Raw genomic sequence first — 25,350 nt, 5'->3', positions numbered from 1 at the left:
GGCGCACCCCACCCTATCCAGCCCGTGGGCACGGCAAAGGGCCCCGTCCGAAGACCGGACGGGGCCCTTTGCCGTGGCGTGGCGACGCCTCAGCGATCAGTGGTGGCCGTGGCCGCTCGTGATCTCCTTGTACTCCTCCGCGGTGGGCTTCGGAATCTGCTGGTCCTCACCGAAGTACGCGCCGCTGATCTTGGCGCGGAGCTTCTCCTTGCCCGTCACCTTGCGCTCGACACCGTTCTCGTCGACGGCCGCGCCGATCGCCGCCGGCTCGTACTGCTCGTGCGCCGTGAGGGTGTGCAGCTGCTCCTGGCTCAGCGGCTCGTGGATCTCGATGAACTCACCGTGCGGCAGGCGCTTGATGGTGCCGGTCTCGCGACCGTGCAGCACCTTGTCCCGGTCCCGGCGCTGGAGGCCGAGGCAGATCCGCTTGGTGGCGATGTACGCGATGACCGGTCCGGCGATGAAGAAGATCCGGACGAACCAGGTGATCGAGTTGATCGACAGGTGGAGGTGGGTGGCCCACAGGTCGTTGCCACCACCGACCAGCATGATCATGTACATCGTGACCCAGGCGACGCCCAGGGCGGTGCGCGTCGGGGCGTTGCGCGGCCGGTCCAGGATGTGGTGCTCGCGCTTGTCGCCCGTGACCCACGACTCGATGAAGGGGTAGAGCGCCAGGATCGCGAGGAGAACCCCGAACAGGAGCAGCGGGATGAACACGCCCAGGACCAGCGTGTGGCCCCAGAAGTTGACCTCCCAGCCCGGCATGAAGCGGATCAGACCCTCGGCGAAGCCCATGTACCAGTCGGGCTGGGCGCCGGTGGACACCTGGTCCGGACGGTAGGGGCCCATGGCCCAGATCGGGTTGATCTGCGCGATGGCCGCGATGGCCGCGATGACACCGAAGACCAGGAAGAAGAAGCCTCCGGCCTTGGCCATGTACACCGGCAGCAGCGGCATGCCGACGACGTTCTTGTTGCTCTTGCCGGGGCCCGCGAACTGCGTGTGCTTGTGGTAGAAGACCAGGATCAGGTGGCCGACCACCAGGCCGAGCATGATGCCCGGCAGCAGCAGGATGTGGATCGAGTAGAACCGCGCCACGAAGTCGTGGCCCGGGAACTCGCCGCCGAACAGGAACATCGAGATGTAGGTGCCGACGATCGGCGTCGACAGGATCGCGCCCTGGGTGAAGCGGACACCGGTGCCGGAGAGCAGGTCGTCCGGGAGCGAGTAACCGGTGAAACCGGTGAACATGCCCAGGACGAAGAGCAGGAAGCCGAACAGCCAGTTGACCTCACGCGGCTTGCGGAACGCGCCCGTGAAGAACACTCGCATCATGTGCACGAACATGCCGGCGAGGAAGATCAGCGCCGCCCAGTGGTGGATCTGCCGGATGAGCAGACCGCCGCGCACGTCGAAGGAGATGTGCAGGGTCGAGCTGAACGCCTCGGACATCAGCTGTCCCTGCAACGGGACGTAGCTGCCGTGGTACTCCACCTCGTTCATCGACGGGTGGAAGAACAGCGTCAGGTACACACCCGTGAGGATGATGATGATGAAGCTGTACAGGCAGATCTCACCCAGCATGAACGACCAGTGGTCGGGGAAGATCTTGCGCATGTTGGCCTTGGCGAGGGAGTAGATCCCCAGCCGGCCGTCGGCCCAGTCGGCGATCCGCTCGCCGGCCGGAGCCTTCCCGCGTTCGCGGGACTCGTTGCTCTCGGTGTTCTCGTTCGTGCTCATCCGCGCTCCCAGAAAGCAGGACCGACGGGCTCTTCGAAGTCGCCGAGCGCCTCGAGATAGCCCTCGTCGTTCACACCGATGCGCAGCTGCGGCAGGGCGTGGCCGGCGGGGCCGAAGATCACTCGGGCACCGTCGGAGAGGTCGAAGGTGGACTGGTGGCAGGGGCACAACACGTGGTGCGTCTGCTGCTCGTACAGCGAGATCGGGCAACCGACGTGGGTGCAGATCTTCGAGTACGCCACGATGCCCTGGTAGGACCAGTCGAGTTCCTGCTTGTCCTTGATGTTGTCCGGCTGGAGCCGGACGATCATCAGGGCCGCCTTGGCGATCTCGTTCTGGAACTCCTCGTCGTGCTCCTCCAGGCCCTCGGGCTTGGCGAAGGTGAGCGAACCGACGGCGACGTCCGAGGGACGCAGCGGCTCGTTCGTGTTCATGTTGACGAGCAGCTTGCCCTTGGCCCACAGCGTGTGACGCAGCTTGTCCTCGGGCAGCGGGCCGAGGTCGCGCAGCAGCACGACACCGGACAGCGGCACCAGGGTGAGCGCGCCGAACATCGTGTTGCGGATCAGCTTGCGACGGCCGAGCGCGGACTCCTTGGCACCCTGCTTGAAGTCCGCGTGGACCTTCGCACGGACCTCGGGGGGCGCGGCGATCGCGTGCCGCTCGTCGGCGACCTCGACGTCGGACATCAGGGTGCGGGCCCAGTGGACCGCGCCGGCGCCGATGGTGAACAGCGCCGTGCCCAGCGTCAGACCCAGCGCGAAGTTCAGCGCGCTGAGGTGGCCGATCGGGAACACGAAGATCGACTTGTCGGCGGGGATCGCCACGTACGAGGCGATGAACCCGATCGTGGCGAGCATCGACAACGTGAACAGGAAGGCGACCGCACGCTCGGACCGCTTGGCGGCCCGCTCGTCGATGTCCTGGACACGGTGCTCGTGGGGCGGCAGCCCCGGGTCGGCGAACGGGTTCTGCTCGTCCGCGATCCCTACGGCGGTGCCGTGCGCGTGGCCCTGCTCAGCGGGCAGGTTCTCTTCTGGAATGTCTTGGCTACTCATGACTTCTTGGCCTTTGCGGTCCGAGCGGCGACCCAGACGGCTACCGCGATCAGGGCACCGAGACCGAAGATCCAGGCGAACAGTCCCTCACTGACCGGCCCGAGGCCGCCCAGCTCCAGACCACCGGGGTTGTTGGTCTCGTCGCTGTTGACCGCGTGCAGGTACGCGATGATGTCCTTCTTGTTCTGCTCCGACAGGGTGGTGTCGGGGAAGGAAGGCATGTTCTGCGGGCCGGTCTGCATGGCCTCGTAGATGTGCTTCGGGTCCACGTCCTCGAGGGTCGGGGCGTACTTGCCCTTGGTGAGGGCACCGCCCTTGCCGGTGAAGTTGTGGCACTGCGCGCAGTTGGTGCGGAACAGCTCGCCACCCTTGGCGATGTCCGCGCCTTCCGGGCCGTACTCGGCGTCGGTGGGGACGGACGGGCCGGCGCCCAGGGAGGAGATGAACGCGGCGAGCTGGTCGATCTCGGCCTGCGAGTAGATGACCTTCTTCGCGGGCACCTGGGCGCCCTGCGAAGTGGCCGCGGGCATGCGCCCGGTGCCGACCTGGAAGTCGACGGCCGCGGCGCCCACGCCGACCAGGCTCGGACCGTCGGAGGTCCCCTGACCGCCGGTGCCGTGGCAGCTTGCGCAGCCAACGGCGTAGAGCTTCTTGCCCTCGTCGATGGCGAGGGACTGGGCGGTGTCGTCTGCCTGCGCCTTGCTCGCGGGCGCGAACGCGGCGTACAGCCCCCCGGTAGCCGCCAGCGCGAGGAGTAGGACGACGAGCGCCGCCAGCGGATGGCGTCGTCGTGCGGAGAGCTTTTTCACGGATTACCCCGGTGTCAGGATCTTCTGCGTCGATGCTTGGGATGTGCGGGAGCGAGCGTGCCCAGCTACTTGATCATGTAGATCGTGGCGAAGAGGCCGATCCAGACGACGTCGACGAAGTGCCAGTAATAGGACACGACGATGGCCGCGGTCGCCTGCTCGTGGGTGAACCTCTTGGCCGCGTAGGTGCGCCCGAGGACGAACAGGAAGGCGATGAGGCCGCCCGTCACGTGCATCCCGTGGAAGCCGGTGGTCAGGTAGAACACCGAGCCGTACGGGTCGGAGGAGAGCGAGAGCCCGTCCTTCTTCACCAGCTCCGTGTACTCGAAGATCTGACCGCCGATGAAGATCGCACCCATGATGAAGGTGACGATGAACCACATCCTGAGCTTCTTCACGTCACCGCGCTCGGCGGCGAAGACGCCGAGCTGGCAGGTGAGGGAGGAGAGCACCAGGATCGTGGTGTTGGTGGCCGAGAACGGGAAGTTCAGGGCCTCGGCCATTTCCTTCCAGTGATCAGGACCCGTCACCGATCGCAGGGTGAAGTACATCGCGAAGAGGGCCGCGAAGAACATCAGCTCGGAGCTCAGCCAGATGATGGTTCCGACGCTGGTGAGGTTCGGCCGATTGACCGACGGGTGCGCGTGCCCGGTATCTACTGTCGTTGCTGTCGCCACGACCGACATTATGTCGGTCCCTTATCCCGCCCTCACTCCGGGGGGTGCCGTTCGGAGTGTTCGCCCCCTGTGTAGTGCCCGTATGGCCCATCGAAGTGGTGTTCCAAGCGGTGTTGACCACGTGGTCGAGGGAGTAGCATCCGCGGCATCGGTTCTGTCCGTACGACGCTGATGTCACGGAGGAAGCATGCAGGCGACGGCCACGGTGCTGGTCTACAGCGACGACTCCCACACCCGCGAGCAGGTCCGGCTCGCGACCGGGCGCAGGCCCGCGCCGGACGTTCCCGTGGTGGAGTTCGTGGAGTGCGCGACGCCTGCGGCGGTGCTGCGGGAGCTGGACAGGGGCGGCGTCGACGTCGTCGTCCTGGACGGCGAGGCCGCGCCCATGGGCGGCATGGGGCTGTGCCGGCAGATCAAGGACGAGGTCTTCCGGTGCCCGCCGGTGCTGCTGCTCATCGGGCGCCCCCAGGACGCCTGGCTCGCCACCTGGAGCCGCGCCGACGCGGCCGTGACGCTGCCTGTGGAGCCCGTGGAGTTCGCGGAGGCGCTCGCCGCCCTGATGCGGACGAAGAGGCTGCAGCAGAGCGCCTGAGGGGCGGGGCGCAGGGTTTCCCGGCGTCGGCGGGCCCGTCGTGGCCTGTCGCGCGGTTCCCCGCGCCCCTGAAGGCTCCTACACCGCGGCAGGACTGAGTCTCGAAGTGTCCTGCTCCGGCTTCTGCTTGCCCCCCGTCAGCGCGCTGCCCTTGGTCCACTGCTTCCAGTCCAGGTTCCAGTCGCCGAAGCCGTTGCCGAAGGTCTCCATCGTGTCGCCGTCGCTGTTGACGACCTGGACGACGTCACCCTGACGGATGTTGTCGAAGAACCACTCGGCGTTCGACGTGCTCATGCCGGTGCAGCCGTGGCTGACGTTCGCGTACCCCTGGGATCCCACGGACCAGGGCGCGGCGTGGACGTACTCGCCGCTCCACGTGACGCGGGTGGCGTAGTAGACGGGCAGGTCGTAGGAGTCGGAGGAGCCTTCGGCGATGCCGACGGTCGTACCGCGCATCCGTACGTAGTACTCCTTGCCCAGGACGACCTTGACGCCGTTGCGGGTCTCGAAGCCGGGCTTTCCGGTGGTGACGGGGATCTGGTTGATCTCCTCGTTGTTCTTGAAGACCGTCATGGAGTGCGACGACGCGTCCGTGACGGCGATGACCCGGTCGCCGATGGTGAGCTTGAGCTCCTTCGTGGGGCCGCCCCACAGCCGGTCGCCGATCTTGATGCCGTCCAGGTTGCTGTGCACCCGGAGGGTGGCGTGGGCGGGCCAGTAGTCCTTGGGCCGGTAGTGGAGTTCCTTGTCGTCCACCCAGTGCCACGCGCCCTGGGCGGACGGCGTCGATTCGACCTTCAGGGCGCGTTCGACGACGGCCCGCTGGGCAGGGTCCTTGATGGGCTGGTCCAGCTTGGCGGTGACGGGCTGGCCGACGCCGTACTCGCCCTTGTCGGGGCCGAACTCGACGCCCAGGCGCTTCTTCGAGGTGGGCTTGCCGGTGTCGAAGGTGAGCACCCGGCGGCCGGGGGCGCCGTCGTCGTCCTCGGTGCTCACGCGGACCGTGTAGTGGGCGTTCGCGGCCAGCGGCTCGGTGCTGTGCCAGCGGCTGCCGTCGGCGGCGAGTTCTCCCGCGAGGTACCGGCCGGTGCCGTCCACGGCGGTGACGTCCGTGATGCGGTCGTCGTCCTCCGCGGTGACCTCCAGGGGCTTGTCCGGGTCGGACTTCTTCCCTTCGCCGCCGAGGTTGTGGAACGAGATCTGGTCCGTCGCGTCGTAGGGGCGCGCGGAGAGCGGGTTGCCGTCCGAGCCGCAGGCGCTTGCGACCGCGCCCAGGGCGATCACCAGCAGGGTGCAGCCGACGACGGTGCGAGGGCGGGGTTCGTGGCTCATGGCTTCACGCTAGGGAGCCGCGTCAACAGCGGCGCGCTGAGTGACACGGACGGAGGAGCCTCGTTGCGGCAAAAGCGTGAGCCCGGACCCTCCTGACGGAGTGTCCGGGCTCAGCCCGCGTCCGGTGCGTGCTACTGGGTGCGGTTCTCACCGCGGTAGTACTCGAAGACCCAGCCCCACAGACCGATGAGGATCAGGGGCAGGGAGAAGTACAGCAGCCACCAGCCGACAGCGACCCCCAGGAAGGCCAGGGCGCCGCCGATGCCCAGGGACAGCGGCTGCCAGCTGTGCGGGCTGAAGAAGCCCAGCTCGCCGGCGTCGTCCGCGACGTCCGCCTCCTTGTTGTCCTGCGCGCCCGCGTCGACCCGCCGGGCGGTGAAGCCCAGGTAGAAGCCGATCATGATGCACAGGCCGAAGGCCAGGAAGAGGGCCGTGGTACCGGCCGGCTCCTTCGACCACACGCCATAGACGATCGCCATGACGAGGACGAAGACGCTCAGCCAGACGAACATCTTGCCCTGGATCTTCACTTGCCGGCCTCCTTGCTGCCCGAGATGGCGCTGGCACCGTGGCCGGCGTGCTCCAGCTGCTCGAGCGCGGCGATCTCGGGGTGGTGCAGGTCGAACGCCGGGGATTCGCTGCGGATCCGCGGCAGGGTGAGGAAGTTGTGGCGCGGCGGCGGGCAGGAGGTGGCCCACTCCAGGGAGCGGCCGTAGCCCCACGGGTCGTCGACGCCGACCGGCTTGCCGTACTTGGCCGTCTTCCACACGTTGTAGAGGAACGGCAGGACGGACAGGCCGAGGACGAACGAGCTGATCGTCGAGATCGTGTTCAGGGCGGTGAAGCCGTCGGCGTTCAGGTAGTCCGCGTAACGACGCGGCATGCCCTCGGCGCCCAGCCAGTGCTGGACCAGGAAGGTGCCGTGGAAGCCGACGAACAGCGTCCAGAAGGTGATCTTGCCGAGGCGCTCGTCGAGCATCTTGCCGGTGAACTTCGGCCACCAGAAGTGGAAGCCGGAGAACATCGCGAAGACGACGGTGCCGAAGACGACGTAGTGGAAGTGCGCCACCACGAAGTACGAGTCGGACACGTGGAAGTCCATCGGCGGCGAGGCCAGGATGACGCCGGTCAGGCCACCGAAGGTGAAGGTGATCAGGAAGCCCGTCGCCCACAGCATCGGTGTCTCGAAGGACAGTGAGCCCTTCCACATCGTTCCGATCCAGTTGAAGAACTTCACGCCCGTCGGTACGGCGATGAGGAACGTCATGAAGGAGAAGAACGGCAGCAGCACGCCGCCCGTGACGTACATGTGGTGCGCCCACACGGTCACGGAGAGACCGGCGATCGAGATGGTCGCCGCGATCAGGCCCATGTAGCCGAACATCGGCTTGCGGGAGAACACCGGGATCACTTCGGAGATGATCCCGAAGAACGGCAAGGCGATGATGTACACCTCTGGATGGCCGAAGAACCAGAAGAGGTGTTGCCACAGCAACGCGCCGCCGTTGGCGGCGTCGAAGACATGCGCGCCGAACTTGCGGTCCGCCTCCAGGGCGAACAGCGCGGCCGCGAGGACCGGGAAGGCCAGCAGGACCAGGACACCGGTCAGCAGGACGTTCCAGGTGAAGATCGGCATCCGGAACATCGTCATGCCGGGCGCGCGCATGCAGATGATCGTGGTGATGAAGTTGACCGAGCCGAGGATCGTGCCGAAGCCGGAGAAGGCCAGACCCATGATCCACATGTCGGCGCCGATGCCCGGGCTGCGGACCGCGTCCGACAGCGGGGCGTAGGCGAACCAGCCGAAGTCGGCCGCACCCTGCGGGGTGAGGAAGCCGGCGACCGCGATGAGCGAGCCGAACAGGTAGAGCCAGTAGGCGAACATGTTCAGCCGCGGGAACGCGACGTCCGGCGCGCCGATCTGGAGCGGCATGATCCAGTTCGTGAAGCCGGCGAACAGCGGCGTCGCGAACATCAGCAGCATGATCGTGCCGTGCATCGTGAACGCCTGGTTGAACTGCTCGTTCGACATGATCTGCAGGCCCGGGCGGGCGAGCTCGGCGCGCATGAGGAGCGCCATCACGCCACCGATGCAGAAGAACGCGAACGACGTGACCAGGTACAACGTACCGATGGTCTTGTGGTCGGTGGTCGTCAGCCACTTGACCACGACGTTGCCGGGTTGCTTGCGCCTGACCGGCAGCTCGTTCTCGTACGAGTCCTCAGCTGCGGCGGCACCCTGGGGTTCGTTGAGGATGCTCACAGGTTGTTCGTCTCCCGGTTCTTCTCGTGGCTCGTCTGCTCGATGCCCGCGGGAACGTAACCGGTCTGCCCCTTCTTCACGAGGTCCTTGAGGTGCTGCTCGTAGCGCTCCGGAGAGACGACCTTCACGTTGAAGAGCATCCGGGAGTGGTCGACGCCGCAGAGCTCGGCGCACTTGCCCAGGAAGGTGCCCTCCTTGTTGGGAGTCACCTGGAAGGAGTTGGTGTGGCCCGGGATGACGTCCTGCTTCATCAGGAACGGCACCACCCAGAAGGAGTGGATGACGTCCCGCGAGGTGAGGACGAAGCGGACCGTCTTGCCCTCGGGGAGCCAGAGGGTCGGGCCGGGGTTGTTGGTCTGCGGGTTCCGCTCACCGGGAGTACCGCAGGTGTAGACGCCGCCGGCGTTGTCGGGGAAGTCCGTCTTGAACCGGTCCGGGATCGCGGCCAGGTTCTTGTCGGTCTTCGCGTCCCCGTCGGAACCGTCGACGCTCTCGATGTAGTTGAAGCACCAGCTCCACTGGAAGCCGACCACGTTCACCGTGACATCGGGCTTCTTGTCGAGGCTCAGAAGCTTCGACTCGTCACGGGCCGTGAAATAGAACAGCACCGAGACGATGATGATCGGAACCACCGTGTACAGCGCCTCGATGGGCATGTTGTACCGGGTCTGCGGAGGAACTTCGACCTTGGTGCGACTGCGCCGGTGGAAGAAAGCACTCCACAGGATCAGGCCCCACACCAGCACGCCGGTGGCCAGCGCGGCTGCCCAGGAGCCCTGCCACAGGGAGAGGATCCGCGGAGCCTCTTCTGTGACCGGGGTGGGCATACCAAGGCGGGGGAAGTCCTTGTATGTGCAACCGGTGGCGGTCGCCAGGACCAGGCCCGCGGTCATTGCCTGGAGCAGCTTCCGCCGCATCGGGCGCCGCGGCGAGCGGTCGGAGCCGTTGGGACTCACGTAGCGCCTTCCCGAGAGTCTCGCCCGCGCGGTTGGCTGCGGCCTGCCTTCTCGGTGGTCGGTCGCCGCCCTGCGTCGGGCAGGGGTTTGGATGTTTATGCGGACCAAACCCTAGCCGACGCCCTCCGGGGGTTCGCGGGGAGGGTGGCATACGCGCCGCGGGTCACCCCGAAGGGGTGGGGACGGGCGCCTAATAGGTCGTCAATGCGGGTTGTGTGGCGACTCCGGGCCGGTGGGAGCCGTTCGCGCCCCGCGCCGGAGCCGCATTCCGGCACGGGCCCGCGCCGCCGGACAGCCGGCCCGCGTTCTACGGTTGAGGTGTGTCCTACTTCGACGCCGCTTCCGCCGCTCCCCTGCATCCCGTCGCCCGCCAGGCGCTGTTGGCCTCCCTCGACGAGGGGTGGGCCGATCCCGGTCGGCTGTACCGGGAGGGCCGGCGGGCGCGGATCCTGCTGGACGCCGCCCGGGAGGCGGCCGCCGAGGCCGTGGGCTGCCGGCCGGACGAGCTGGTCTTCACCTCTTCGGGAACGCGGGCCGTGCACGGCGGGATCGCGGGCGCGCTGGCCGGGCGCCGACGGGTGGGACGTCACCTGATCGTGTCAGCGGTAGAACACTCCTCGGTACTCCATTCGGCCGAGGCGTTCGAGGCGGACGGCGGGACGGTGACCCGGGTGCCGGTTGCCCGGACCGGTGCGGTCGCCGTGGAGTCGTACGCCGAAGCCCTGCGTCCGGACACCGCGCTCGCCTGTCTCCAGTCGGCCAACCACGAGGTGGGGACCGAGCAGCCGGTGGCCGCCGTGGCCGAGTTGTGCCGGGACGCGGGGGTACCGCTGCTGGTGGACGCGGCGCAGTCGCTCGGCTGGGGGCCGGTGGACGGGCCCTGGTCGGTACTGGCGGCCAGTGCGCACAAGTGGGGCGGCCCGGCCGGGGTGGGGCTGCTCGCGGTGCGCAAGGGAGCGCGGTTCGCCGTCCAAGGGCCGGTGGACGAGCGGGAGTCCGGGCGCGCGGCCGGCTTCGAGAACATTCCGGCGATCGTGGCCGCGGCGGCCTCGCTGCGAGCGGTGCGGGCGGAGGCGGCGGCCGAGGCGGTACGGCTGCGCGAGCTGACGGCGCGGATCCGGGCGCGGGTGGCGGCCGTCGTACCCGATGTGGAGGTCGTCGGGGAGCCGCTGCGGCGGCTGCCGGGGATCGTCACCTTCTCCTGTCTGTACGTCGACGGGGAGGCGCTGCTGCACGAGTTGGACCGGGAGGGCTTCTCCGTCTCCTCCGGGTCGTCCTGCACCAGCAGCACGCTGACGCCCAGCCATGTGCTGAGGGCGATGGGGGTGCTGAGTGAGGGAAACGTGCGGGTTTCGTTGCCGAGGGGGGCCGCCGAGGAGGACGTCGAGCGGTTCCTCGCCGTCCTGCCGAGGGCGGTGGCGGAGGTGAGGGAGAAGCTCGGGGCGCCCGTCCGGGCGGCCGGGACCGAGGTGCGCGGCGCCGAGCTCGTCGTGGACGCGCTGGGCAAACGGTGCCCGATTCCCGTCATCGAGCTGGCGAAGGTCATCGGGGAGGTGCCGGTCGGGGGCACGGTGCGGGTGCTGTCCGACGACGAGGCGGCCCGCCTGGACATCCCCGCGTGGTGCGAGATGCGGGAGCAGGAGTACGTCGGGGAGGAGCCGGCGGACCGGGGCTCGGCCTATGTGGTCCGCCGGCTCTCCTGAGTCACGCCAGGTGCTTGCGGACCTCGGTGGCGGCCTCGTCGCCGTAGGCCTTGGTGAAACGGTCCATGAAGTGGGCGCGGCGCAGCTGGTACTCCTGGGTGCCGACCGTCTCGATCACCAGGGTGGCGAGCATGCAGCCGATCTGCGCGGCGCGCTCGTGGGAGACGCCCCAGGCCAGACCGGAGAGGAAACCGGCGCGGAAGGCGTCGCCGACGCCCGTGGGCTCGACCTTGGCCTCCTCCTCCGGGCAGCCGACCTCGATCGGGTCCTCACCGGCGCGCTCGATACGGACGCCGCGCGAGCCGAGGGTGGTGACGCGGTGGCCGACCTTGGAGAGGATCTCGGCGTCCGTCCAGCCCGTCTTGGACTCGATGAGGCCCTTCTCGTACTCGTTGGAGAACAGGTACGTCGCGCCCTCCAGCAGTATCCGGATCTCGTCGCCGTTCATCCGGGCGATCTGCTGGGAGAAGTCGGCCGCGAAGGCGATCGACCGGGACCGGCACTCCTCCGTGTGGCGGAGCATCGCCTCCGGGTCGTCGGCGCCGATCAGGACCAGGTCCAGGCCGCCCACGCGGTCGGCGACGGTCTTCAGCTCGATGAGACGGGCCTCGCTCATCGCGCCGGTGTAGAAGGAGCCGATCTGGTTGTGGTCGGCGTCGGTGGTGCACACGAAGCGGGCCGTGTGCAGGGTCTCGGAGATGCGGACCGACCCGGTGTCGACGCCGTGCCGGTCCAGCCAGGCCCGGTACTCGTCGAAGTCCGCGCCCGCGGCGCCGACCAGGATCGGGTCCGTCCCCAGCTGTCCCATGCCGAAGGCGATGTTCGCGCCCACACCGCCCCGGCGCACGTCCAGGTTGTCCACCAGGAAGGAGAGCGAGACCGTGTGCAACTGGTCGGCGACGAGCTGGTCGGCGAAGCGGCCGGGGAACGTCATGAGGTGGTCGGTGGCGATGGAGCCGGTGACTGCGATGCGCACGGCGTGGACTCTCCTGAGGGGAGGGGGATTGACAGTTCACGCTACCCGGTCGATCCGCGCCACTGAAGCAGCCGAAACTACCCGATAGTAGATCTTTCTTCGCGGGCTCCGCCATGCATACGGTTCGGCTATGACGAACCTCAAGGTCCACGCCCCCGCTCCGGCCGACTTCGACGGCGGCCTGGCGTCGCTGCGCGGTGACTGCGCCCGGATGGCCCCGCACTGGGCGGCCCCGGAAAAGATCACTTCCCGTCCGGTCTCCCCGTCACTCATCCTGGGCGTGAGCGTTCCGGCCGCGTCGGCGCGGCTCCTGGAGGCGATGCCGGACTACGGCAACTAGGACGACCCCCGAGGGTAATCCCTCGATTTTCCTTCGGTACGGCGCTCGGGAGGGAACCGTGCGCTCCCCCGTCGCGTCCCATCGCCGTCCCCCGTAAAGGGGATGTGGGGTACGACAGCAGGGCAGCCGAAGGAGCGATGCGGTGAACACCGAGCGACCCGAGAACGACGACGCCGCGCGCGAGCCGGAGAAGACGGGTGCGGAGCCGGCCGAGGCCGCGGCCGAGAAGGCCGAGGTCCGGGACGCGCCAGCCGAGGACACTCCGGGCGAGGACGCGCGGGCCGACGACGCACGGGCCGAGGACGCGCCGGACGTCGAGGCCGGCGTCACCGAGGAGGAGGCTGGCACTCCCGCCGCATCCGGGGCCGAGGCTTCCGATGTTCCCGAGGCCGGGGCCACCGCCGACGCCCCCGTTGATGACGACGCCGGTCGACAGGCCGCCGCCGAGGCCCAGGCCACCGCCGGGGAGGCGCCCGCCGATCCCGAATCCGGCACAGGCTCCGGCTCCGGCTCCGACGTACATGTCGTCGGGCCGGTGACCGACGACGCGCGCCCGGCCGCTCCGCGGCGCCGCTCTCCCGTTCTCATCGCCTCCGTCGCGGCCGCCGTGCTGCTGGTGGGCGGGGGCGGGGCCTATCTGACCTCCACCGCCGGCGGCTCCGGAGGGAGCGCCGGCTCGGGGTCGCCGTCCGGGGACGGCACACCCGGCGCGCTGCTCCTGGACGACTACTCCGTGCGTACGGGTACCCCCGAGAGCGGTACGAGCGGCATCGCGCCCGGTGAGCCGAACCCCTACGGGGTGACCTACACCGCCGACGGGACGCTCCCCGACGGTCCCGGCTCCGCGCCCGTGTACTGGGCGAAGGGCGAGGTCACGAAGGACGAGGTGGCCCGGCTGGCGAAGGCGCTGGGGGCCGAGGGGACGCCGGTCGTCGACGGGGAGGCCTGGAAGGTCGGGGCCGGCAACGACGGCTCGGGTCCGGTGCTGCGGGTGAACCGGCAGGCGCCGGGGATGTGGACGTTCACGCGCTTCGCGCCCGGCACCGACAACTGCACGGGCGGCACCGACAAGTGTGCCGGGACGTCCGTGACCCCGACCGGCGCCCCGGTGAGCGAGGCGGCCGCGAAGAAGGCGGCGGCGCCGGTCCTGAAGGCGGTCGGACAGGACGGCGCCGAGGTGGACGCGAGCCAGGTCATGGGGACCCAGCGGGTGGTGAACGCCGAGCCGGTCTTCGGTGATCTGCCCAGTCACGGCTGGACGACCGGGATCAGCGTCGGCGCCCAGGGCGAGGTGGTCGGCGGCAACGGGCAGCTGGAACCGCCGGTGAAGGGCGACACGTACCCGCTGCTGAGCGCGCGGGAGGCGCTGGACGCGTTGAACGCGGCGCCGGGGACGGACCACCGGATGGGCATCGGCGGCTGTGCCAGCCCGGTACCGCTGAAGGACCGGCTGGAGAGCCCGTGCGGTTCGTCCACCACCGCTCCCCAGGGCCGGACGGCGACGGTCCGGGACGCGGTGCTCGGGCTCGCCCCGCACACCTCGGGCGGACGGCAGGTGCTCGTACCGTCCTGGCTGTTCGACGTGCGGGCCGCAGGGGTCGAGGGCGGCTACACGGTGACGCAGCCGGCCGTCGAGCCGGAGTATCTGCGGTCCGCCACGACGCCCACGCCGACGCCGAGCGCCTCCTCCGGCACGCGTGACGTGAAGGTGAACGGCTACACCGTCGAGGGCAAGGCACTGACCGTGAGCTTCACCGGCGGGGTGTGCGGCGACTACGCGGCCACGGCGTCGGAGAGCGGCGACGAGGTGAAGGTCACCGTGACCGAGACGCCCTGGACGGGCCGGGTCTGCATCCTGATCGCCAAGGAGTACCACCGGACGGTTCAGCTGGACGCGTCGCTGGGCAGCCGGAAGGTGGTCGGGTCGGACGGCGGCGCGATCCCGCTGGAGAAGCCGGGGGCGCGGCTGCCGCAGGCCCGGTAGCACCCGGCGGCAGCGGTTCGCCCGGCGCGAACACGAAGGCGGCGGCCCCCTCCGAGGAGGGGGCCGCCGCCTTCGTGTCGTTCAGCGGTGCGAACGGGCGACTAGCTGAAGGAGTCGCCGCAGGCGCAGGAGCCCGTCGCGTTCGGGTTGTCGATCGTGAAGCCCTGCTTCTCGATGGTGTCGACGAAGTCGATGGAGGCGCCGCCCAGGTACGGGGCGCTCATGCGGTCGGTGACGACCTTGACGCCGTCGAAGTCCTTCACCACGTCACCGTCGAGCGAACGCTCGTCGAAGAAGAGCTGGTAGCGCAGGCCGGAGCAGCCGCCGGGCTGAACGGCGACGCGCAGCGCCAGGTCGTCGCGGCCTTCCTGGTCGAGCAGGGCCTTGACCTTCGCCGCGGCGGCGTCGGACAGGAGGATGCCGTCGCTGACAGTGGTCTTCTCGTCCGATACGGACATCTACATCTCTCCCGGGTTGTACGGAGACTGCTTGCCGACTTTTCCAACCGTCGGGGCCGCGGATTCATTCCGGGCCGAGGAGTCGTGTTTCCACTTCTTTCCTCTTCTTGCCCTTCATGCTCGCACACGTGCGAGGCGGCGGACAGCGGCCTCGGGAGCGGCGCCGGCCGGGTCGCGGGATTCACGTCACATCGACGCGATGACCATCGTCAAAGTGACGTGAAGCGGGTTATGATAGATAACGTCAGATCGACGAAAAGTAGAAAAGGTGCGTGCCGTGACCACCGCCCAGACCACGGAGCTCGACGTACAGCCGACTCCGCTCGCCCTGTTGCTGCTCGGCCGCGAGGCCGACCCGAAGAGCGAGCGGGGCGTGGAGTGCCCCGGCGACCTGCCCTCGCCCTCGGACCCCGACCTGGTCGCGCGGGCCCGCGCCGCCAAGGAGAAGCTCGGTGACAAGGTCTTCGTGCTCGGCCACCACTACCAGCGCGACGAGGTCATCCAGTTCGCCGATGTCACGGGCGACTCCTTCAAGCTGGCCAAGGACGCGGCCGCCCGCCCGGAGGCCGAGTACATCGTGTTCTGCGGTGTGCACTTCATGGCCGAGTCCGCGGACATCCTGACGTCCGACGACCAGAAGGTGGTCCTCCCCGACCTCGCCGCCGGCTGCTCGATGGCCGACATGGCCACCGCCGAGCAGGTCGCCGAGTGCTGGGACGTGCTGACCGAGGCCGGCATAGCCGATCAGGTCGTGCCCGTCTCGTACATGAACTCGTCCGCGGACATCAAGGCGTTCACGGGCAAGCACGGCGGCACGATCTGTACCTCCTCCAACGCCCGGCGGGCCCTGGAGTGGGCCTTCGAACAGGGCGAGAAGATCCTGTTCCTGCCCGACCAGCACCTCGGCCGCAACACCGCCGTACGGGACATGGGCCTGTCCCTGGAGGACTGCGTCCTCTACAACCCGCACAAGCCGAACGGCGGCCTGACCGCCGAGCAGCTGCGCGACGCGAAGATGATCCTGTGGCGGGGCCACTGCTCCGTGCACGGCCGCTTCAGCCTGGAGTCGGTCGAGGACGTCCGCGCCCGCATCCCCGGCGTGAACGTGCTCGTGCACCCCGAGTGCCGGCACGAGGTCGTGGCCGCGGCGGACTACGTCGGCTCGACCGAGTACATCATCAAGGCGCTGGAGGCGGCCCCGGCCGGCTCGAAGTGGGCCATCGGCACCGAGCTGAACCTGGTGCGCCGGCTCGCGAACCGTTTCGCCCCCGAGGGCAAGGAGATCGTCTTCCTCGACAAGACGGTCTGCTTCTGCTCGACGATGAACCGGATCGACCTGCCCCACCTGGTCTGGACCCTGGAGTCCCTCGCCGAGGGCAAGCTGATCAACCGGATCCAGGTCGACCAGGAGACCGAGGCGTTCGCGAAGCTGGCTCTGGAGCGGATGCTGGCGCTGCCGTAACCGGACGCGGATCCCGGGTCACCCCGACAGCGGTTCCAGGTCGGGGTGGGCCGGGTCCAGCGTGAAGACCGTCCCGTCGGGGCTGAGCACCACCAGGGCGCCTTCGTCGAGGAACACCTGTGCCGTGGCGTAACCGGCCGCCACGACCTGACCGGCCCGCGCGGTGGACTCCCACAGCAGGCCGCCGGTGGCGATGTCGAGGGCGGCGACCCGTCCCGAGGCGCTCGCCGCGAACACCGCCTGCCCCCGCCCGTCGGCGACGGGTGTGCCGGGCTGCTGAAGGGTCGTCGAGGTCTGCCACAGCTGCTCGCCGGTCTCGGGCGAGTGGGCGGTCAACAGGCCCGCGGAGGAGGCGAAGCAGAGCACGCCGCCCACCAGGGCCGCCTCGCCGCGCGGGTCGCCCGGCAGCGTCCTCTTCCGTACGGTGCCGGTGTCCGGGTCGATGAGCAGCACTTCGCCGGACGCCGACTCCGCGGTGCTCTGCGGATCCCGCGGGACGTGCGTCACGAAGGCCAGGTCGCCGCCGACGGCCCCGACGTACACGGTGTCGCCGTCCGGCACGCTCACCTTCCGGGTCGAGCCGTCGGCCGGGTCCACGGCGTAGAACACGTGGCGCGACGGTGTACCGGCGTCGGTGCAGCCGGCGTACGGAAGGCTGTCGACGTCGTGGAACACACAGGAGTAGGTGGGCCCGACGGGCACGGTGGCCGTCCACCGCTCGGCACCGTCGCCCACCTCACGGGCGGTCACGCGGTAGCCGTCCGAGGTCATCAGCAGATCGCCCACGACCGCGGAGGCGACGGAGCCCGTCCCCTCCGACGTGCGCGACCAGAGCCGCTTGCCGGTGGCGGAGTCGAGGGCCACCACGGTGACGGTCTGTTCGTCGCCCGCGCTGTTGAGGACCGACTGGGAGACCAGCAGCACACCGTCGTGCACGCCGAGGACCATGCTGTCGTAGCGATCCCGTGCGAGGCCCGAGGGCCGGGAGTCCGCCCGCCAGGCGAGCCGGCCCGTCGTCCCGTCGACGCGGACCGGAAGGACGCCGTCACCGCCGCAGTAGAGGGCGTCGTCGCCCATCGCGCAGGACAGAGAGGTGCCGAAGGAGATCCCTGAACCCTCCAGCGGCTTCTTCACCCCGCTCGCGGCGGTTCCGAACACCGAGGTCCGCCAGGGCTTCCAGCCGTCGGGGAGGGGATCCCAGCGGGGTGCCTCGGGGCCGGCGACGTCCGAGTCCGCCGCCTTGTTCCCCGTGAGGGGGTCGAACAGGAGATAGCCGGTGAGCGCCACGGCCAGCAGGCCCGCCACGCCGGCGAGGACCGGCCACCGGCGCAGCCGGGAGCGGCGGCCGGCGCGGGGCGGGGCGGCGGCCGGTCCCGGCTCCTCGCCCCTCTCGGGCGCGGGTGCGGGCGGCAGACGCAGGGTCACGGTCTGCATGTCGTCCGCCGCGGGTTCGGGCAGTGCCTGCGCGAGGTCCCCGGCCAGTTCGTCGAGTCCTGGCCGGTCGGTGGCGTCCTTGGCCAGGCAGCGGGTCAGGATCGCGCGCAGCGGCTCGGCGACCGCCTCCACCGCCGGTTCCTCGTGCATCACCCGCCACGCCGTCAGATAGGGGCTGTCGGCGTCGAAGGGGCCGCGCCCGGTCGCGGCGAACACCAGCAGCGTGGCGAGGGAGAAGACGTCCGAGGCGGGGCCGACCGACCGGGCGTCCCTGAACTGCTCCGGGGACATGAACGGCGGGGTCCCGATCGCGTGGCCGGTCTCGGTGAGGGTCTGGTTCTCGGTGGCCCGGGAGATGCCGAAGTCGATGACCCGGGGACCGTCCTCGGCCATCAGGACGTTGGCGGGCTTGAGGTCGCGGTGCACGACCTCCGCCCGGTGGATGTCCCGCAGCGCCTCCACCAGGCCCAGAGCCAGTCGGCGCAGCTCCGCCCCCTTCAGCGGGCCGGCGCCCCGGATCCGGGCGGAGAGGGTCGGTCCCGGCACGTACGTGGTGGCCATCCAGGGCCGTACGGCCTCCGGGTCGGCGTCCACGACCGGGGCGGTGAAGGCGCCGCTCACCTTGCGGACGGCCTCGATCTCCTGCCGGAAGCGGGCCCGGAAGACCTTGTCCTCCGCGTACTGCGCGTGCACCACCTTGACGGCGACCTCACGCCCCGAACGGGACCGGCCCAGGTAGACGACGCCCATACCCCCGGAGCCGATCCGGTCGACGATCCGGTAACCGCCGAGCGCCTTCGGGTCGTCCTTGTGCAGCGGCAACGCCCCGGTCCCCTTCCCCCGTCGAGTACATCGAGTTCACAGGATATGGAACCCGTACGGGGGAAGGGCACCGGCGCGTCGGGGTCAGACTCCGGCCGGTTCCGGGGTCTTCTCGGGCTGCGCCGGCTCCCGCTTCGCGGCACGCTTCTTCGCGCGGCGCTCCTTGCGGAGCTCGAGCATCGCGTACAGCGTCGGGACGAGCAGCAGGGTGAGCAGGGTCGAGGTGATCAGACCGCCGATCACGACCACCGCCAGCGGCTGGGCGATGAAGCCGCCCTCGCCGGTGACGCCCAGGGCCATCGGGAGCAGGGCGAAGATGGTCGCCAGCGCCGTCATGAGGATGGGGCGCAGCCGGTGCCGCCCGCCCTCGACCACGGCCTCGACCACGCCGTACCCCTGCTTGCGGTACTGGTTGATGAGGTCGATCAGGACGATCGCGTTGGTCACCACGATGCCGATGAGCATCAGCATGCCGATCATCGCCGGGACGCCCATCGGGGTGCCGGTGACGAGCAGCAGGCCGATCGCGCCGGTGGCCGCGAAGGGGATGGAGACCAGCAGGATCAGCGGCTGGGCCAGCGACCGGAAGGTCGCCACCAGCAGCATGAAGACGATCGCGATCGCCGCGAGCATCGCCAGGGCGAGGTTCTTGAAGGCGTCGTCCTGGTCCTGCGAGACCCCGCCGATCTCCGCCGTGGCGCCCGCCGGGAGCTTCAGCGCGTCGAGCTTCGAGGTGAGGTCGGCGCTCACCGCGCCGGTGTTGTCGCCGGTCGGCTTCGCGGTGACGGTGGCCGCCCGCCGGCCGTCGATGCGGGTCATCGAGACCGGACCGTCGACCAGCTCCACGGTGGCGATGTCACCGAGCTTCACCGCGCCCAGGGACAGGGCCTTGAGCTGGGCGAGCGTCGTGGCGGGCTTCGCCGAGGTGATGACGACATCGCGCTCGGTGTCGTCCAGGACCGCCTTCGCGGCCGTCGTCCCGCGGATCGCCTGGGCGACCGCCGCGCCGAGCGTCTGGTCGTCGAAGCCGGCCGCGGCGGCCTTGGCGTTCGCCCTGACCGAGATGCGCGGCACGCTCTGCGAGAGGTCGCTGGTCACGTCGGTGACGTCGTCGAGGCCGGCCACGGCCTTCCGGACCTGCTCGGCGGCCGTGCGCAGCACATCCGCGTCGGCCGCCTTGACGACGACGCTCAGGTCCTGGCTGCCGAAGCCGTCACCGGCGGCGACCGTGGTCGTGCCGATGCCGTCGAGCTTCTTCAGCCCGTCCTCGACCCGCTGCTGGACGTCCTCGTACGAGGCGGAGTCCTCGATCATCACCTGGTAGGAGGCCTGGTTGGTGTCGGTGCCCCCGCCGAAGGCCGCCATGAAGCCGGACGAGCCGATGGTGACCTGGTAGTCCTTGACGCCCTCGGTGCCGGCGAGCAGTCGCTCGACCTTCTTCGCCTGGGCGTCGGTCGCGGCGAGGCTGGTGCCCGGCTTCAGCTCCTGCTTGACCGTCAGGACCTGCTGCTCGCCCTGGTCGAAGAAGTTGGTCTTCAGCAGGGGCGCCATGGCGAAGGTGGCGATCAGTACGACGACCGCGATCGCCACGCTGGTCAGGCGGCGCCGGGTGGCGAAGCGCAGGACGGGGACGTAGAAGCGCTGGAGACGGCTCTTCGCCTCCTTCTCCTCGGCCGCGCGGCGGGCTTCCTCGGCGTCCTCGGGGGTGCCCTTGGGCGCGCGCAGGAACCAGTACGACAGGACGGGGACGACCGTCAGCGAGACCAGCAGGGAGGCCAGCAGGGCCGCCGTCACGGTGAGCGAGAACGCGCCGAAGAGGGCGCCGACCATGCCGCCGACCAGGCCGATCGGCAGGAACACCGCGACCGTGGTGAGGGTGGAGGAGGTGACCGCCCCGGCCACCTCGCGGACGGCCGTGATGATCGCGGACTGCCGCTCCTCGCCGTAGCCGAGGTGGCGCTTGATGTTCTCCAGGACGACGATCGAGTCGTCGACGACCCGGCCGATCGCGATGGTCAGCGCGCCCAGCGTCAGCATGTTCAGCGAGAGGTCCCGCGTCCACAGGACGATCAGCGCCAGCACCACGGAGAGCGGGATGCTGACCGCGGTCACCAGCGTCGAGCGGATCGACGCCAGGAAGACCAGGATGACGAGGACGGCGAAGAGCAGGCCGAGGGCGCCTTCGGTGGTCAGGCCCTCGATGGCCTTCGCGACGGCCGGACCGCTGTCGCTGACGACGGTGATCGTCGCGCCCGCGCCGAGGTCCTGGCGCAGGTCGGCCAGCTTGCCGTCGACGGCGTCGGAGATGGCGACCGCGCTGCCGTCGTGGTCCATGGTGACCATGACGGCGAGGCTGGGTTTGCCGTCGGTACGGGTGAGGGAGTCGGCCGGGGCCTCCTCCTGCCGCACCGCGGCCACGTCACCGAGCCGGACCGGCTTCCCGCCGGCGAGCCCCGGGATCCGCAGGTCCGCGATCTGGGCGACGGAGGTGTAGCCGCCGCCGACCCGGACCGTGCGGTTGCTGCCCGCCTCGTCGAAGGAGCCGGCCGGGACGGTCGCGCCGCCCGCCTGGAGCGCCTGGGCGAGGGACTGCGTGGTCAGTCCGGCCCTCGCCAGCTTCGCGTCGTCCGGCGTGACGGAGACCTGGAGGTCCCGGACGCCGGTGACGGTGACCTGGCCGACGCCGTCGATGTCCCGCAGCGCCGGGACGACGCTGCGGTCGAGCTGGTCGGCGAGGGCCTGCTGGTCCTTGTCGGAGGTGACCGCGAGGACGACGGTCGGCATGTCGTCGGTGGAACCGGCGACGACCTGCGGGTCCACGGCGTCGGGGAGCTGGACGCGGGCCCGGTTGACGGCCTGCTGGACGTCGGCGACGAGCTGTTTGGTGTCGTTGCCGTAGTCGAAGGACGCCACGATCACCGCGTTGCCCTCGCTCGCCGTGGAGGTGACGCCGGTGATGCCGTCGACACCCTCGAGGTTGTCCTCGATCGGCTCGATGACCTGCTTCTCGACGACGTCCGGGGAGGCTCCCTGGTAGGGCGCGAGGACGGAGACCATCGGAAGTTCGATGGTGGGCAGGAGCTGCTGTTTCAGTTGCGGGATCGCTATCGCGCCGAAGGCGATGGCGATGAGCGACATGAGGCCTATCAGGGCCCGTTGCGCGAGGCTGAAGCGGGACAGCCAGGACATGGGTACGGGTCTCGTCTCTGTGAGCGGCAGAAGCGGTGCCAGGTGCGGCGGTGAGGCGGTCTTGACAGGCGTGTCGGGTGTGACACGCGTGGCCTCTTCACCCTGGGCCATGCCGTCGCGCGATCCGTACGCTCCAGGTCTATTTACTTATCCCGCGCATACTCCGGGCGCAGTACGCGGGAGCCGGACTCACTCCACCCTCGGACGTACCAGCCCCGATTCGTACGCGATCACCACGAGCTGGGCCCGGTCGCGTGCGCCCAGCTTGGCCATGGCCCGGTTGACGTGCGTCTTCACGGTGAGCGGGCTGACCTCCAGGCGCTCGGCGATCTCGTCGTTGGAGTGACCGCCGGCGACCAGGACCAGGACCTCGCGCTCCCGCACGGTGAGCGCGTCCAGCCGGGCGGAGCGGGCCGGGTCGTGTTCGTCGTCCGCCGCGCCGCCCTGGGCCAGGAAGCGGGCGATCAGGCCCTTGGTGGCGGTCGGCGAGAGGAGGGCCTCCCCGCCGGCGGCGACCCGGATGGCGCTCAGCAGCTCCTCCGGCTCGCTGCCCTTGCCGAGGAAGCCGGAGGCGCCGGCCCGCAGCGACTGCACCACGTAGTCGTCGACCTCGAACGTCGTCAGGATGACCACCCTGACGTGGGCGAGGGAGGGATCGGCACTGATCAGCCGGGTCGCGGCGAGCCCGTCCGTGCCGGGCATGCGGATGTCCATCAGGACGACGTCGGCGCGCTGCTCCCCGGCCAGCCGGACCGCCTCGGCGCCGTCGGACGCCTCGCCGACCACCTCCATGTCGGGCTCCGAGTCGACGAGCACCCGGAACGCGCTGCGCAGCAGTGCCTGGTCGTCGGCGAGCAGGACACGGATGGTCATGCGTTCTCCCCCGAGGTGGCCGTGCGGGTCTTGACCGGCAGGATCGCATGGACGCGGAAGCCGCCTCCGTAGCGGGGACCGGTGGTGAGGGTGCCGCGCAGGGCGGTGACGCGCTCGCGCATGCCGAGCAGGCCGTGACCGCCGCCGGCCGCCGGGGGCCCGTCGTCCGAACGCCCGTCGTCGAGGACCGTGACCTCGATGTTCGGTCCTACGCGCACGACGCTGACCTCGGCCTTCGCCTCGGACCCGGCGTGTTTCTGCACGTTGGTGAGGGCTTCCTGGATGACCCGGTAGGCGGCCAGGTCGACGGCGGCCGGGAGCTTGGTCCCGTGGTCGGTGCGGGCCACCTCGACCTGGAGACCGGCGCTGCGGAAGGTGCCGGCCAGGTCGTCGAGCCGGTCCAGGCCGGGCGCGGGTTCGGTGGGGGCCTCGGGGTCGCCGGACTGGCGCAGCAGGCCCACGGTGGCCCGCAGTTCGTTGAGCGCGGAGCGGCTGGCCTCGCGGACGTGGGCGAGGGCCTCCTTGGCCTGGTCCGGCCGCTTGTCCATCACGTGCGCGGCGACCCCGGCCTGGACGTTGACCAGGGCGATGTGGTGGGCGACGACGTCGTGCAGGTCGCGGGCGATGCGCAGGCGCTCCTCGGCGACCCGGCGGCGGGCCTCCTCCTCCCGGGTGCGCTCCGCGCGCTCGGCGCGGTCCCGGATGGCCTGGACGACGGCCCGGCGGCTGCGGACCGCGTCGCCGGCGGTGGCACCGATGCCGGTCCAGGCGAGGATCCCCAGGTTCTCCTGGGCGTACCAGGGCAGCGGTCCGGCGAGCATGGCCGCGCCGGTGAGGACCGTCATGGTGAGCAGGCCGGCGCGCACGGTGGTGTGGCGGTCGGTGCTGGCGGCGACGGTGAAGAGGGCGATCACGGCGGACATCGCGACGGGGGCCCGGGGGTCGCCGGTGACGGACTCGGCCACGGAGGCGGCGCCGGTGAGGGCGAGGACCGTCATGGGGGCGCTGCGGCGGAAGACGAGGGCGACGGCCGAGAGGGTCATCAGCAGCAGGCTGAGCGGGTCCGGGCTGCGGACGCTCCAGCTGACGCCGTGCGCTCCGTGCGGGTCGACGAAGGACCCGGCCAGCATGCAGAGCAGGACGCCCGCGGCGAGGCCCGCGTCCAGGGCCAGGGGATGCGCGCGGAGCCGGCACTCGGCCCGGGAAAGCAGGGTCACTTTTGAGTTACCGTCGCTTTCCTTGCCGTAGCCGGAGGCTGCTGCCGCCAGGCCCCGCCGTCGACTTCGTGATCGGGCCTCGTCCCGGCCGGACTCCCCCGCGGCTTGCCGGGGGGATCCCCGGACGGGCCGGGTCGGCCGTCACCCGCGCCGAAGGTCAGCCCGGGATCAAACCGTCGTCGCTCAGCATCTCCCGGACGTCCTCCAGGCTCGCGTCCGGGGACGGAAGAATCAGTTCCGAGGGTTCCAGGGCGTCGTCCGGCAGGGGCTCGCCGAGACGGCGGACGGCGTCCAGGAGGGCGCCGAGGGTGCGGTGGAAGCCGTCCTCGTCGCCGCTCTCCATCTCCGCGAGCAGTTCGTCGTCCAGCCTGTTCAGTTCGACGAGATGGGAGTCGGCCAGTTGCCACTGGCCCTCCCCCATGATCCGTACGATCATGTCGCCCTCCTCGGCTCCGGTCCCCGGCGCCGGGCTACTGCTTGTCGAAGCGCGGGGTGTCCTGCGGCTGCTGCTGGGACTGCGACTGGTTGGTGCCGCCTTCGATGGCCTGCTGGCCGGCCGAGCTTCCGCCGGCGAGCTCGGCCTTCATGCGCTGCAGTTCCAGCTCTACATCCGTACCACCGGAGAGCCGGTCCAGCTCGGCCTGGAGGTCGTCCTTCGCGATGCCCGTCGGGTCGTCGAGGGCGCCGGACGCCATGAGCTCGTCGAGGGCGCCCGCGCGGGCCTGGAGCTGGGCGGTCTTGTCCTCGGCGCGCTGGATGGCCAGGCCGACGTCGCCCATCTCCTCGGAGATACCGGAGAAGGCCTCGCCGATCCGGGTCTGGGCCTGGGCGGCGGTGTAGGTGGCCTTGATGGTCTCCTTCTTCGTACGGAAGGCGTCCACCTTGGCCTGCAGGCGCTGGGCCGCGAGGGTGAGCTTCTCCTCCTCGCCCTGGAGCGTGGAGTGCTGCGTCTCGAGGTCGGTCACCTGCTGCTGGAGGGCCGCGCGGCGGGAGAGCGCCTCGCGGGCGAGATCCTCACGGCCGAGCGCCAGCGCCTTGCGGCCCTGGTCCTCCAGCTTGGACGACTGCGACTGCAACTGGTTCAGCTGAAGTTCCAGGCGCTTGCGCGAGGTCGCGACATCGGCGACACCGCGGCGGACCTTCTGCAGGAGCTCCAGCTGCTTCTGGTACGAGTAGTCGAGGGTTTCGCGCGGGTCCTCGGCCCGGTCAAGGGCCTTGTTCGCCTTCGCGCGGAAGATCATCCCCATACGCTTCATGACACCGCTCATGGGCTTCGCGCGCCCCCTTCTGACGTCCAGCTCCAGCTCTGCGACAGAACCCACAGTACGGGCCCTGCATCCATTGACGCACTGTTCGGGGACGGATGCGCTCATCCCCAAGGACGACTGACCAAGACCTTGCTCCGGCGTAGGGAGTAGGTGACCTTCAGGGTGAGCACCGAGTCACCCTGCGCCCCCTCTTT

General features: G+C 69.9%; 21 protein-coding genes. 5 read left to right on the top strand and 16 right to left on the bottom strand.

What is annotated here, in order from left to right:
- Nucleotides 1-96 precede the first annotated feature (96 nt).
- The 4 genes from OG440_RS27265 to OG440_RS27250 all read right to left on the bottom strand — a co-directional run bounded on the left by OG440_RS27265 (nucleotide 97) and on the right by OG440_RS27250 (nucleotide 4,296).
- Nucleotides 97-1,743, bottom strand: a complete 1,647-nt coding sequence (locus OG440_RS27265) for a cytochrome bc complex cytochrome b subunit (RefSeq protein WP_406009419.1) — start codon at nucleotides 1,741-1,743, stop codon at nucleotides 97-99.
- The gene (locus tag OG440_RS27260) at nucleotides 1,740-2,801 is read right to left on the bottom strand and encodes a Rieske 2Fe-2S domain-containing protein (protein WP_406009418.1); all 1,062 of its coding nucleotides are present in this window, start codon (nucleotides 2,799-2,801) and stop codon (nucleotides 1,740-1,742) included. Before OG440_RS27260 ends, OG440_RS27265 begins: the two co-directional genes overlap by 4 nt.
- Complete coding sequence (locus OG440_RS27255) at nucleotides 2,798-3,610, bottom strand: c-type cytochrome (RefSeq protein ID WP_406009417.1); 813 nt, start codon at nucleotides 3,608-3,610, stop codon at nucleotides 2,798-2,800. Before OG440_RS27255 ends, OG440_RS27260 begins: the two co-directional genes overlap by 4 nt.
- A 65-nt stretch (nucleotides 3,611-3,675) precedes the next feature.
- Nucleotides 3,676-4,296 (bottom strand): heme-copper oxidase subunit III, encoded by a 621-nt coding sequence (locus OG440_RS27250; protein WP_307162882.1) that lies wholly within the window; start codon nucleotides 4,294-4,296, stop codon nucleotides 3,676-3,678.
- 178 nt (nucleotides 4,297-4,474) lie between these two features.
- Here OG440_RS27250 and OG440_RS27245 point away from each other — a divergent pair, with 178 nt between their 5' ends.
- A complete protein-coding gene (locus OG440_RS27245; protein WP_406009416.1) occupies nucleotides 4,475-4,879 on the top strand; it encodes a hypothetical protein in 405 nt (134 codons plus the stop codon).
- 78 nt (nucleotides 4,880-4,957) lie between these two features.
- Here OG440_RS27245 and OG440_RS27240 read toward each other — a convergent pair whose 3' ends face one another.
- The 4 genes from OG440_RS27240 to coxB form a co-directional block, all read right to left on the bottom strand.
- Nucleotides 4,958-6,211: an Ig-like domain-containing protein gene (locus tag OG440_RS27240; protein WP_406009415.1), complete on the bottom strand. Its 1,254-nt coding sequence runs from the start codon at nucleotides 6,209-6,211 to the stop codon at nucleotides 4,958-4,960.
- 131 nt (nucleotides 6,212-6,342) lie between these two features.
- Complete coding sequence (locus OG440_RS27235) at nucleotides 6,343-6,741, bottom strand: cytochrome c oxidase subunit 4 (protein ID WP_062647531.1); 399 nt, start codon at nucleotides 6,739-6,741, stop codon at nucleotides 6,343-6,345.
- On the bottom strand, nucleotides 6,738-8,474 hold the full coding sequence (ctaD, locus tag OG440_RS27230; protein ID WP_355703233.1) for a cytochrome c oxidase subunit I: 1,737 nt from the start codon (nucleotides 8,472-8,474) through the stop codon (nucleotides 6,738-6,740). The genes OG440_RS27235 and ctaD overlap by 4 nt, the downstream gene beginning before the upstream one ends.
- Nucleotides 8,471-9,430, bottom strand: a complete 960-nt coding sequence (coxB, locus tag OG440_RS27225) for a cytochrome c oxidase subunit II (RefSeq protein WP_406009414.1) — start codon at nucleotides 9,428-9,430, stop codon at nucleotides 8,471-8,473. The genes ctaD and coxB overlap by 4 nt, the downstream gene beginning before the upstream one ends.
- A 320-nt stretch (nucleotides 9,431-9,750) precedes the next feature.
- On the opposite strand from coxB, the gene OG440_RS27220 reads away from it, so the two are divergent.
- Nucleotides 9,751-11,133, top strand: a complete 1,383-nt coding sequence (locus tag OG440_RS27220) for a cysteine desulfurase/sulfurtransferase TusA family protein (RefSeq protein ID WP_406009413.1) — start codon at nucleotides 9,751-9,753, stop codon at nucleotides 11,131-11,133.
- A 1-nt stretch (nucleotide 11,134) separates the two neighbouring features.
- Here OG440_RS27220 and OG440_RS27215 read toward each other — a convergent pair whose 3' ends face one another.
- Nucleotides 11,135-12,109: a carbohydrate kinase family protein gene (locus tag OG440_RS27215; protein ID WP_406009412.1), complete on the bottom strand. Its 975-nt coding sequence runs from the start codon at nucleotides 12,107-12,109 to the stop codon at nucleotides 11,135-11,137.
- A 130-nt stretch (nucleotides 12,110-12,239) separates the two neighbouring features.
- Between OG440_RS27215 and OG440_RS27210 the strand changes: the two genes are divergently transcribed.
- The gene (locus tag OG440_RS27210) at nucleotides 12,240-12,449 is read left to right on the top strand and encodes a hypothetical protein (protein WP_406009411.1); all 210 of its coding nucleotides are present in this window, start codon (nucleotides 12,240-12,242) and stop codon (nucleotides 12,447-12,449) included.
- Between the two features lie 142 nt (nucleotides 12,450-12,591).
- Entirely contained in the window at nucleotides 12,592-14,433 is a 1,842-nt protein-coding gene (locus tag OG440_RS27205; RefSeq protein WP_406009410.1) for a hypothetical protein, read from the top strand.
- Nucleotides 14,434-14,534: 101 nt separating this feature from the next.
- Here OG440_RS27205 and OG440_RS27200 read toward each other — a convergent pair whose 3' ends face one another.
- Complete coding sequence (locus OG440_RS27200; RefSeq protein ID WP_018848827.1) at nucleotides 14,535-14,891, bottom strand: iron-sulfur cluster assembly accessory protein; 357 nt, start codon at nucleotides 14,889-14,891, stop codon at nucleotides 14,535-14,537.
- Nucleotides 14,892-15,168: 277 nt separating this feature from the next.
- On the opposite strand from OG440_RS27200, the gene nadA reads away from it, so the two are divergent.
- Nucleotides 15,169-16,353 carry a quinolinate synthase NadA gene (gene nadA / locus OG440_RS27195; RefSeq protein ID WP_406009409.1) on the top strand — a complete coding sequence of 395 codons (1,185 nt, stop codon included), beginning with the start codon at nucleotides 15,169-15,171 and terminating at the stop codon, nucleotides 16,351-16,353.
- An 18-nt stretch (nucleotides 16,354-16,371) separates the two neighbouring features.
- On the opposite strand, the gene OG440_RS27190 is transcribed toward nadA, so the two are convergent.
- The 6 genes from OG440_RS27190 to OG440_RS27165 all read right to left on the bottom strand — a co-directional run bounded on the left by OG440_RS27190 (nucleotide 16,372) and on the right by OG440_RS27165 (nucleotide 25,135).
- Nucleotides 16,372-18,609: a protein kinase domain-containing protein gene (locus OG440_RS27190; RefSeq protein ID WP_406009408.1), complete on the bottom strand. Its 2,238-nt coding sequence runs from the start codon at nucleotides 18,607-18,609 to the stop codon at nucleotides 16,372-16,374.
- An 84-nt stretch (nucleotides 18,610-18,693) separates the two neighbouring features.
- Complete coding sequence (locus tag OG440_RS27185; RefSeq protein ID WP_406009407.1) at nucleotides 18,694-21,798, bottom strand: efflux RND transporter permease subunit; 3,105 nt, start codon at nucleotides 21,796-21,798, stop codon at nucleotides 18,694-18,696.
- Nucleotides 21,799-21,987: 189 nt separating this feature from the next.
- Nucleotides 21,988-22,671 (bottom strand): response regulator, encoded by a 684-nt coding sequence (locus tag OG440_RS27180; RefSeq protein ID WP_406009406.1) that lies wholly within the window; start codon nucleotides 22,669-22,671, stop codon nucleotides 21,988-21,990.
- Nucleotides 22,668-23,888 (bottom strand): sensor histidine kinase, encoded by a 1,221-nt coding sequence (locus OG440_RS27175; protein WP_406009405.1) that lies wholly within the window; start codon nucleotides 23,886-23,888, stop codon nucleotides 22,668-22,670. The genes OG440_RS27180 and OG440_RS27175 overlap by 4 nt, the downstream gene beginning before the upstream one ends.
- A 157-nt stretch (nucleotides 23,889-24,045) precedes the next feature.
- Nucleotides 24,046-24,324, bottom strand: coding sequence for a hypothetical protein (locus tag OG440_RS27170; RefSeq protein ID WP_406009404.1), 279 nt, complete (start codon nucleotides 24,322-24,324; stop codon nucleotides 24,046-24,048).
- Between the two features lie 34 nt (nucleotides 24,325-24,358).
- Nucleotides 24,359-25,135, bottom strand: a complete 777-nt coding sequence (locus tag OG440_RS27165) for a PspA/IM30 family protein (protein WP_393823056.1) — start codon at nucleotides 25,133-25,135, stop codon at nucleotides 24,359-24,361.
- Between the last annotated feature and the right edge of the window lie 215 nt (nucleotides 25,136-25,350).

Origin of the sequence: Streptomyces sp. NBC_00637 (assembly GCF_045161545.1) — a bacterium.
Classification (GTDB): domain Bacteria; phylum Actinomycetota; class Actinomycetes; order Streptomycetales; family Streptomycetaceae; genus Streptomyces.
The sequence above is the reverse complement of the archived record's forward strand: the minus strand, read 5'-3'. Positions and strand labels throughout refer to the sequence as shown.

Bases quoted from the DNA above. Each gene is read 5' to 3' on its own strand.
- OG440_RS27265 (WP_406009419.1), bottom strand. From the start codon at position 1,743: ATGAGCACGAACGAGAACACCGAGAGCAACGAGTCCCGCGAACGCGGG.
- OG440_RS27260 (WP_406009418.1), bottom strand. From the start codon at position 2,801: ATGAGTAGCCAAGACATTCCAGAAGAGAACCTGCCCGCTGAGCAGGGC.
- OG440_RS27250 (WP_307162882.1), bottom strand. From the start codon at position 4,296: ATGTCGGTCGTGGCGACAGCAACGACAGTAGATACCGGGCACGCGCAC.
- OG440_RS27245 (WP_406009416.1), top strand. From the start codon at position 4,475: ATGCAGGCGACGGCCACGGTGCTGGTCTACAGCGACGACTCCCACACC.
- OG440_RS27240 (WP_406009415.1), bottom strand. From the start codon at position 6,211: ATGAGCCACGAACCCCGCCCTCGCACCGTCGTCGGCTGCACCCTGCTG.
- OG440_RS27210 (WP_406009411.1), top strand. From the start codon at position 12,240: ATGACGAACCTCAAGGTCCACGCCCCCGCTCCGGCCGACTTCGACGGC.
- OG440_RS27200 (WP_018848827.1), bottom strand. From the start codon at position 14,891: ATGTCCGTATCGGACGAGAAGACCACTGTCAGCGACGGCATCCTCCTG.
- OG440_RS27185 (WP_406009407.1), bottom strand. From the start codon at position 21,798: ATGTCCTGGCTGTCCCGCTTCAGCCTCGCGCAACGGGCCCTGATAGGC.
- OG440_RS27180 (WP_406009406.1), bottom strand. From the start codon at position 22,671: ATGACCATCCGTGTCCTGCTCGCCGACGACCAGGCACTGCTGCGCAGC.
- OG440_RS27170 (WP_406009404.1), bottom strand. From the start codon at position 24,324: ATGATCGTACGGATCATGGGGGAGGGCCAGTGGCAACTGGCCGACTCC.
- OG440_RS27165 (WP_393823056.1), bottom strand. From the start codon at position 25,135: ATGGGGATGATCTTCCGCGCGAAGGCGAACAAGGCCCTTGACCGGGCC.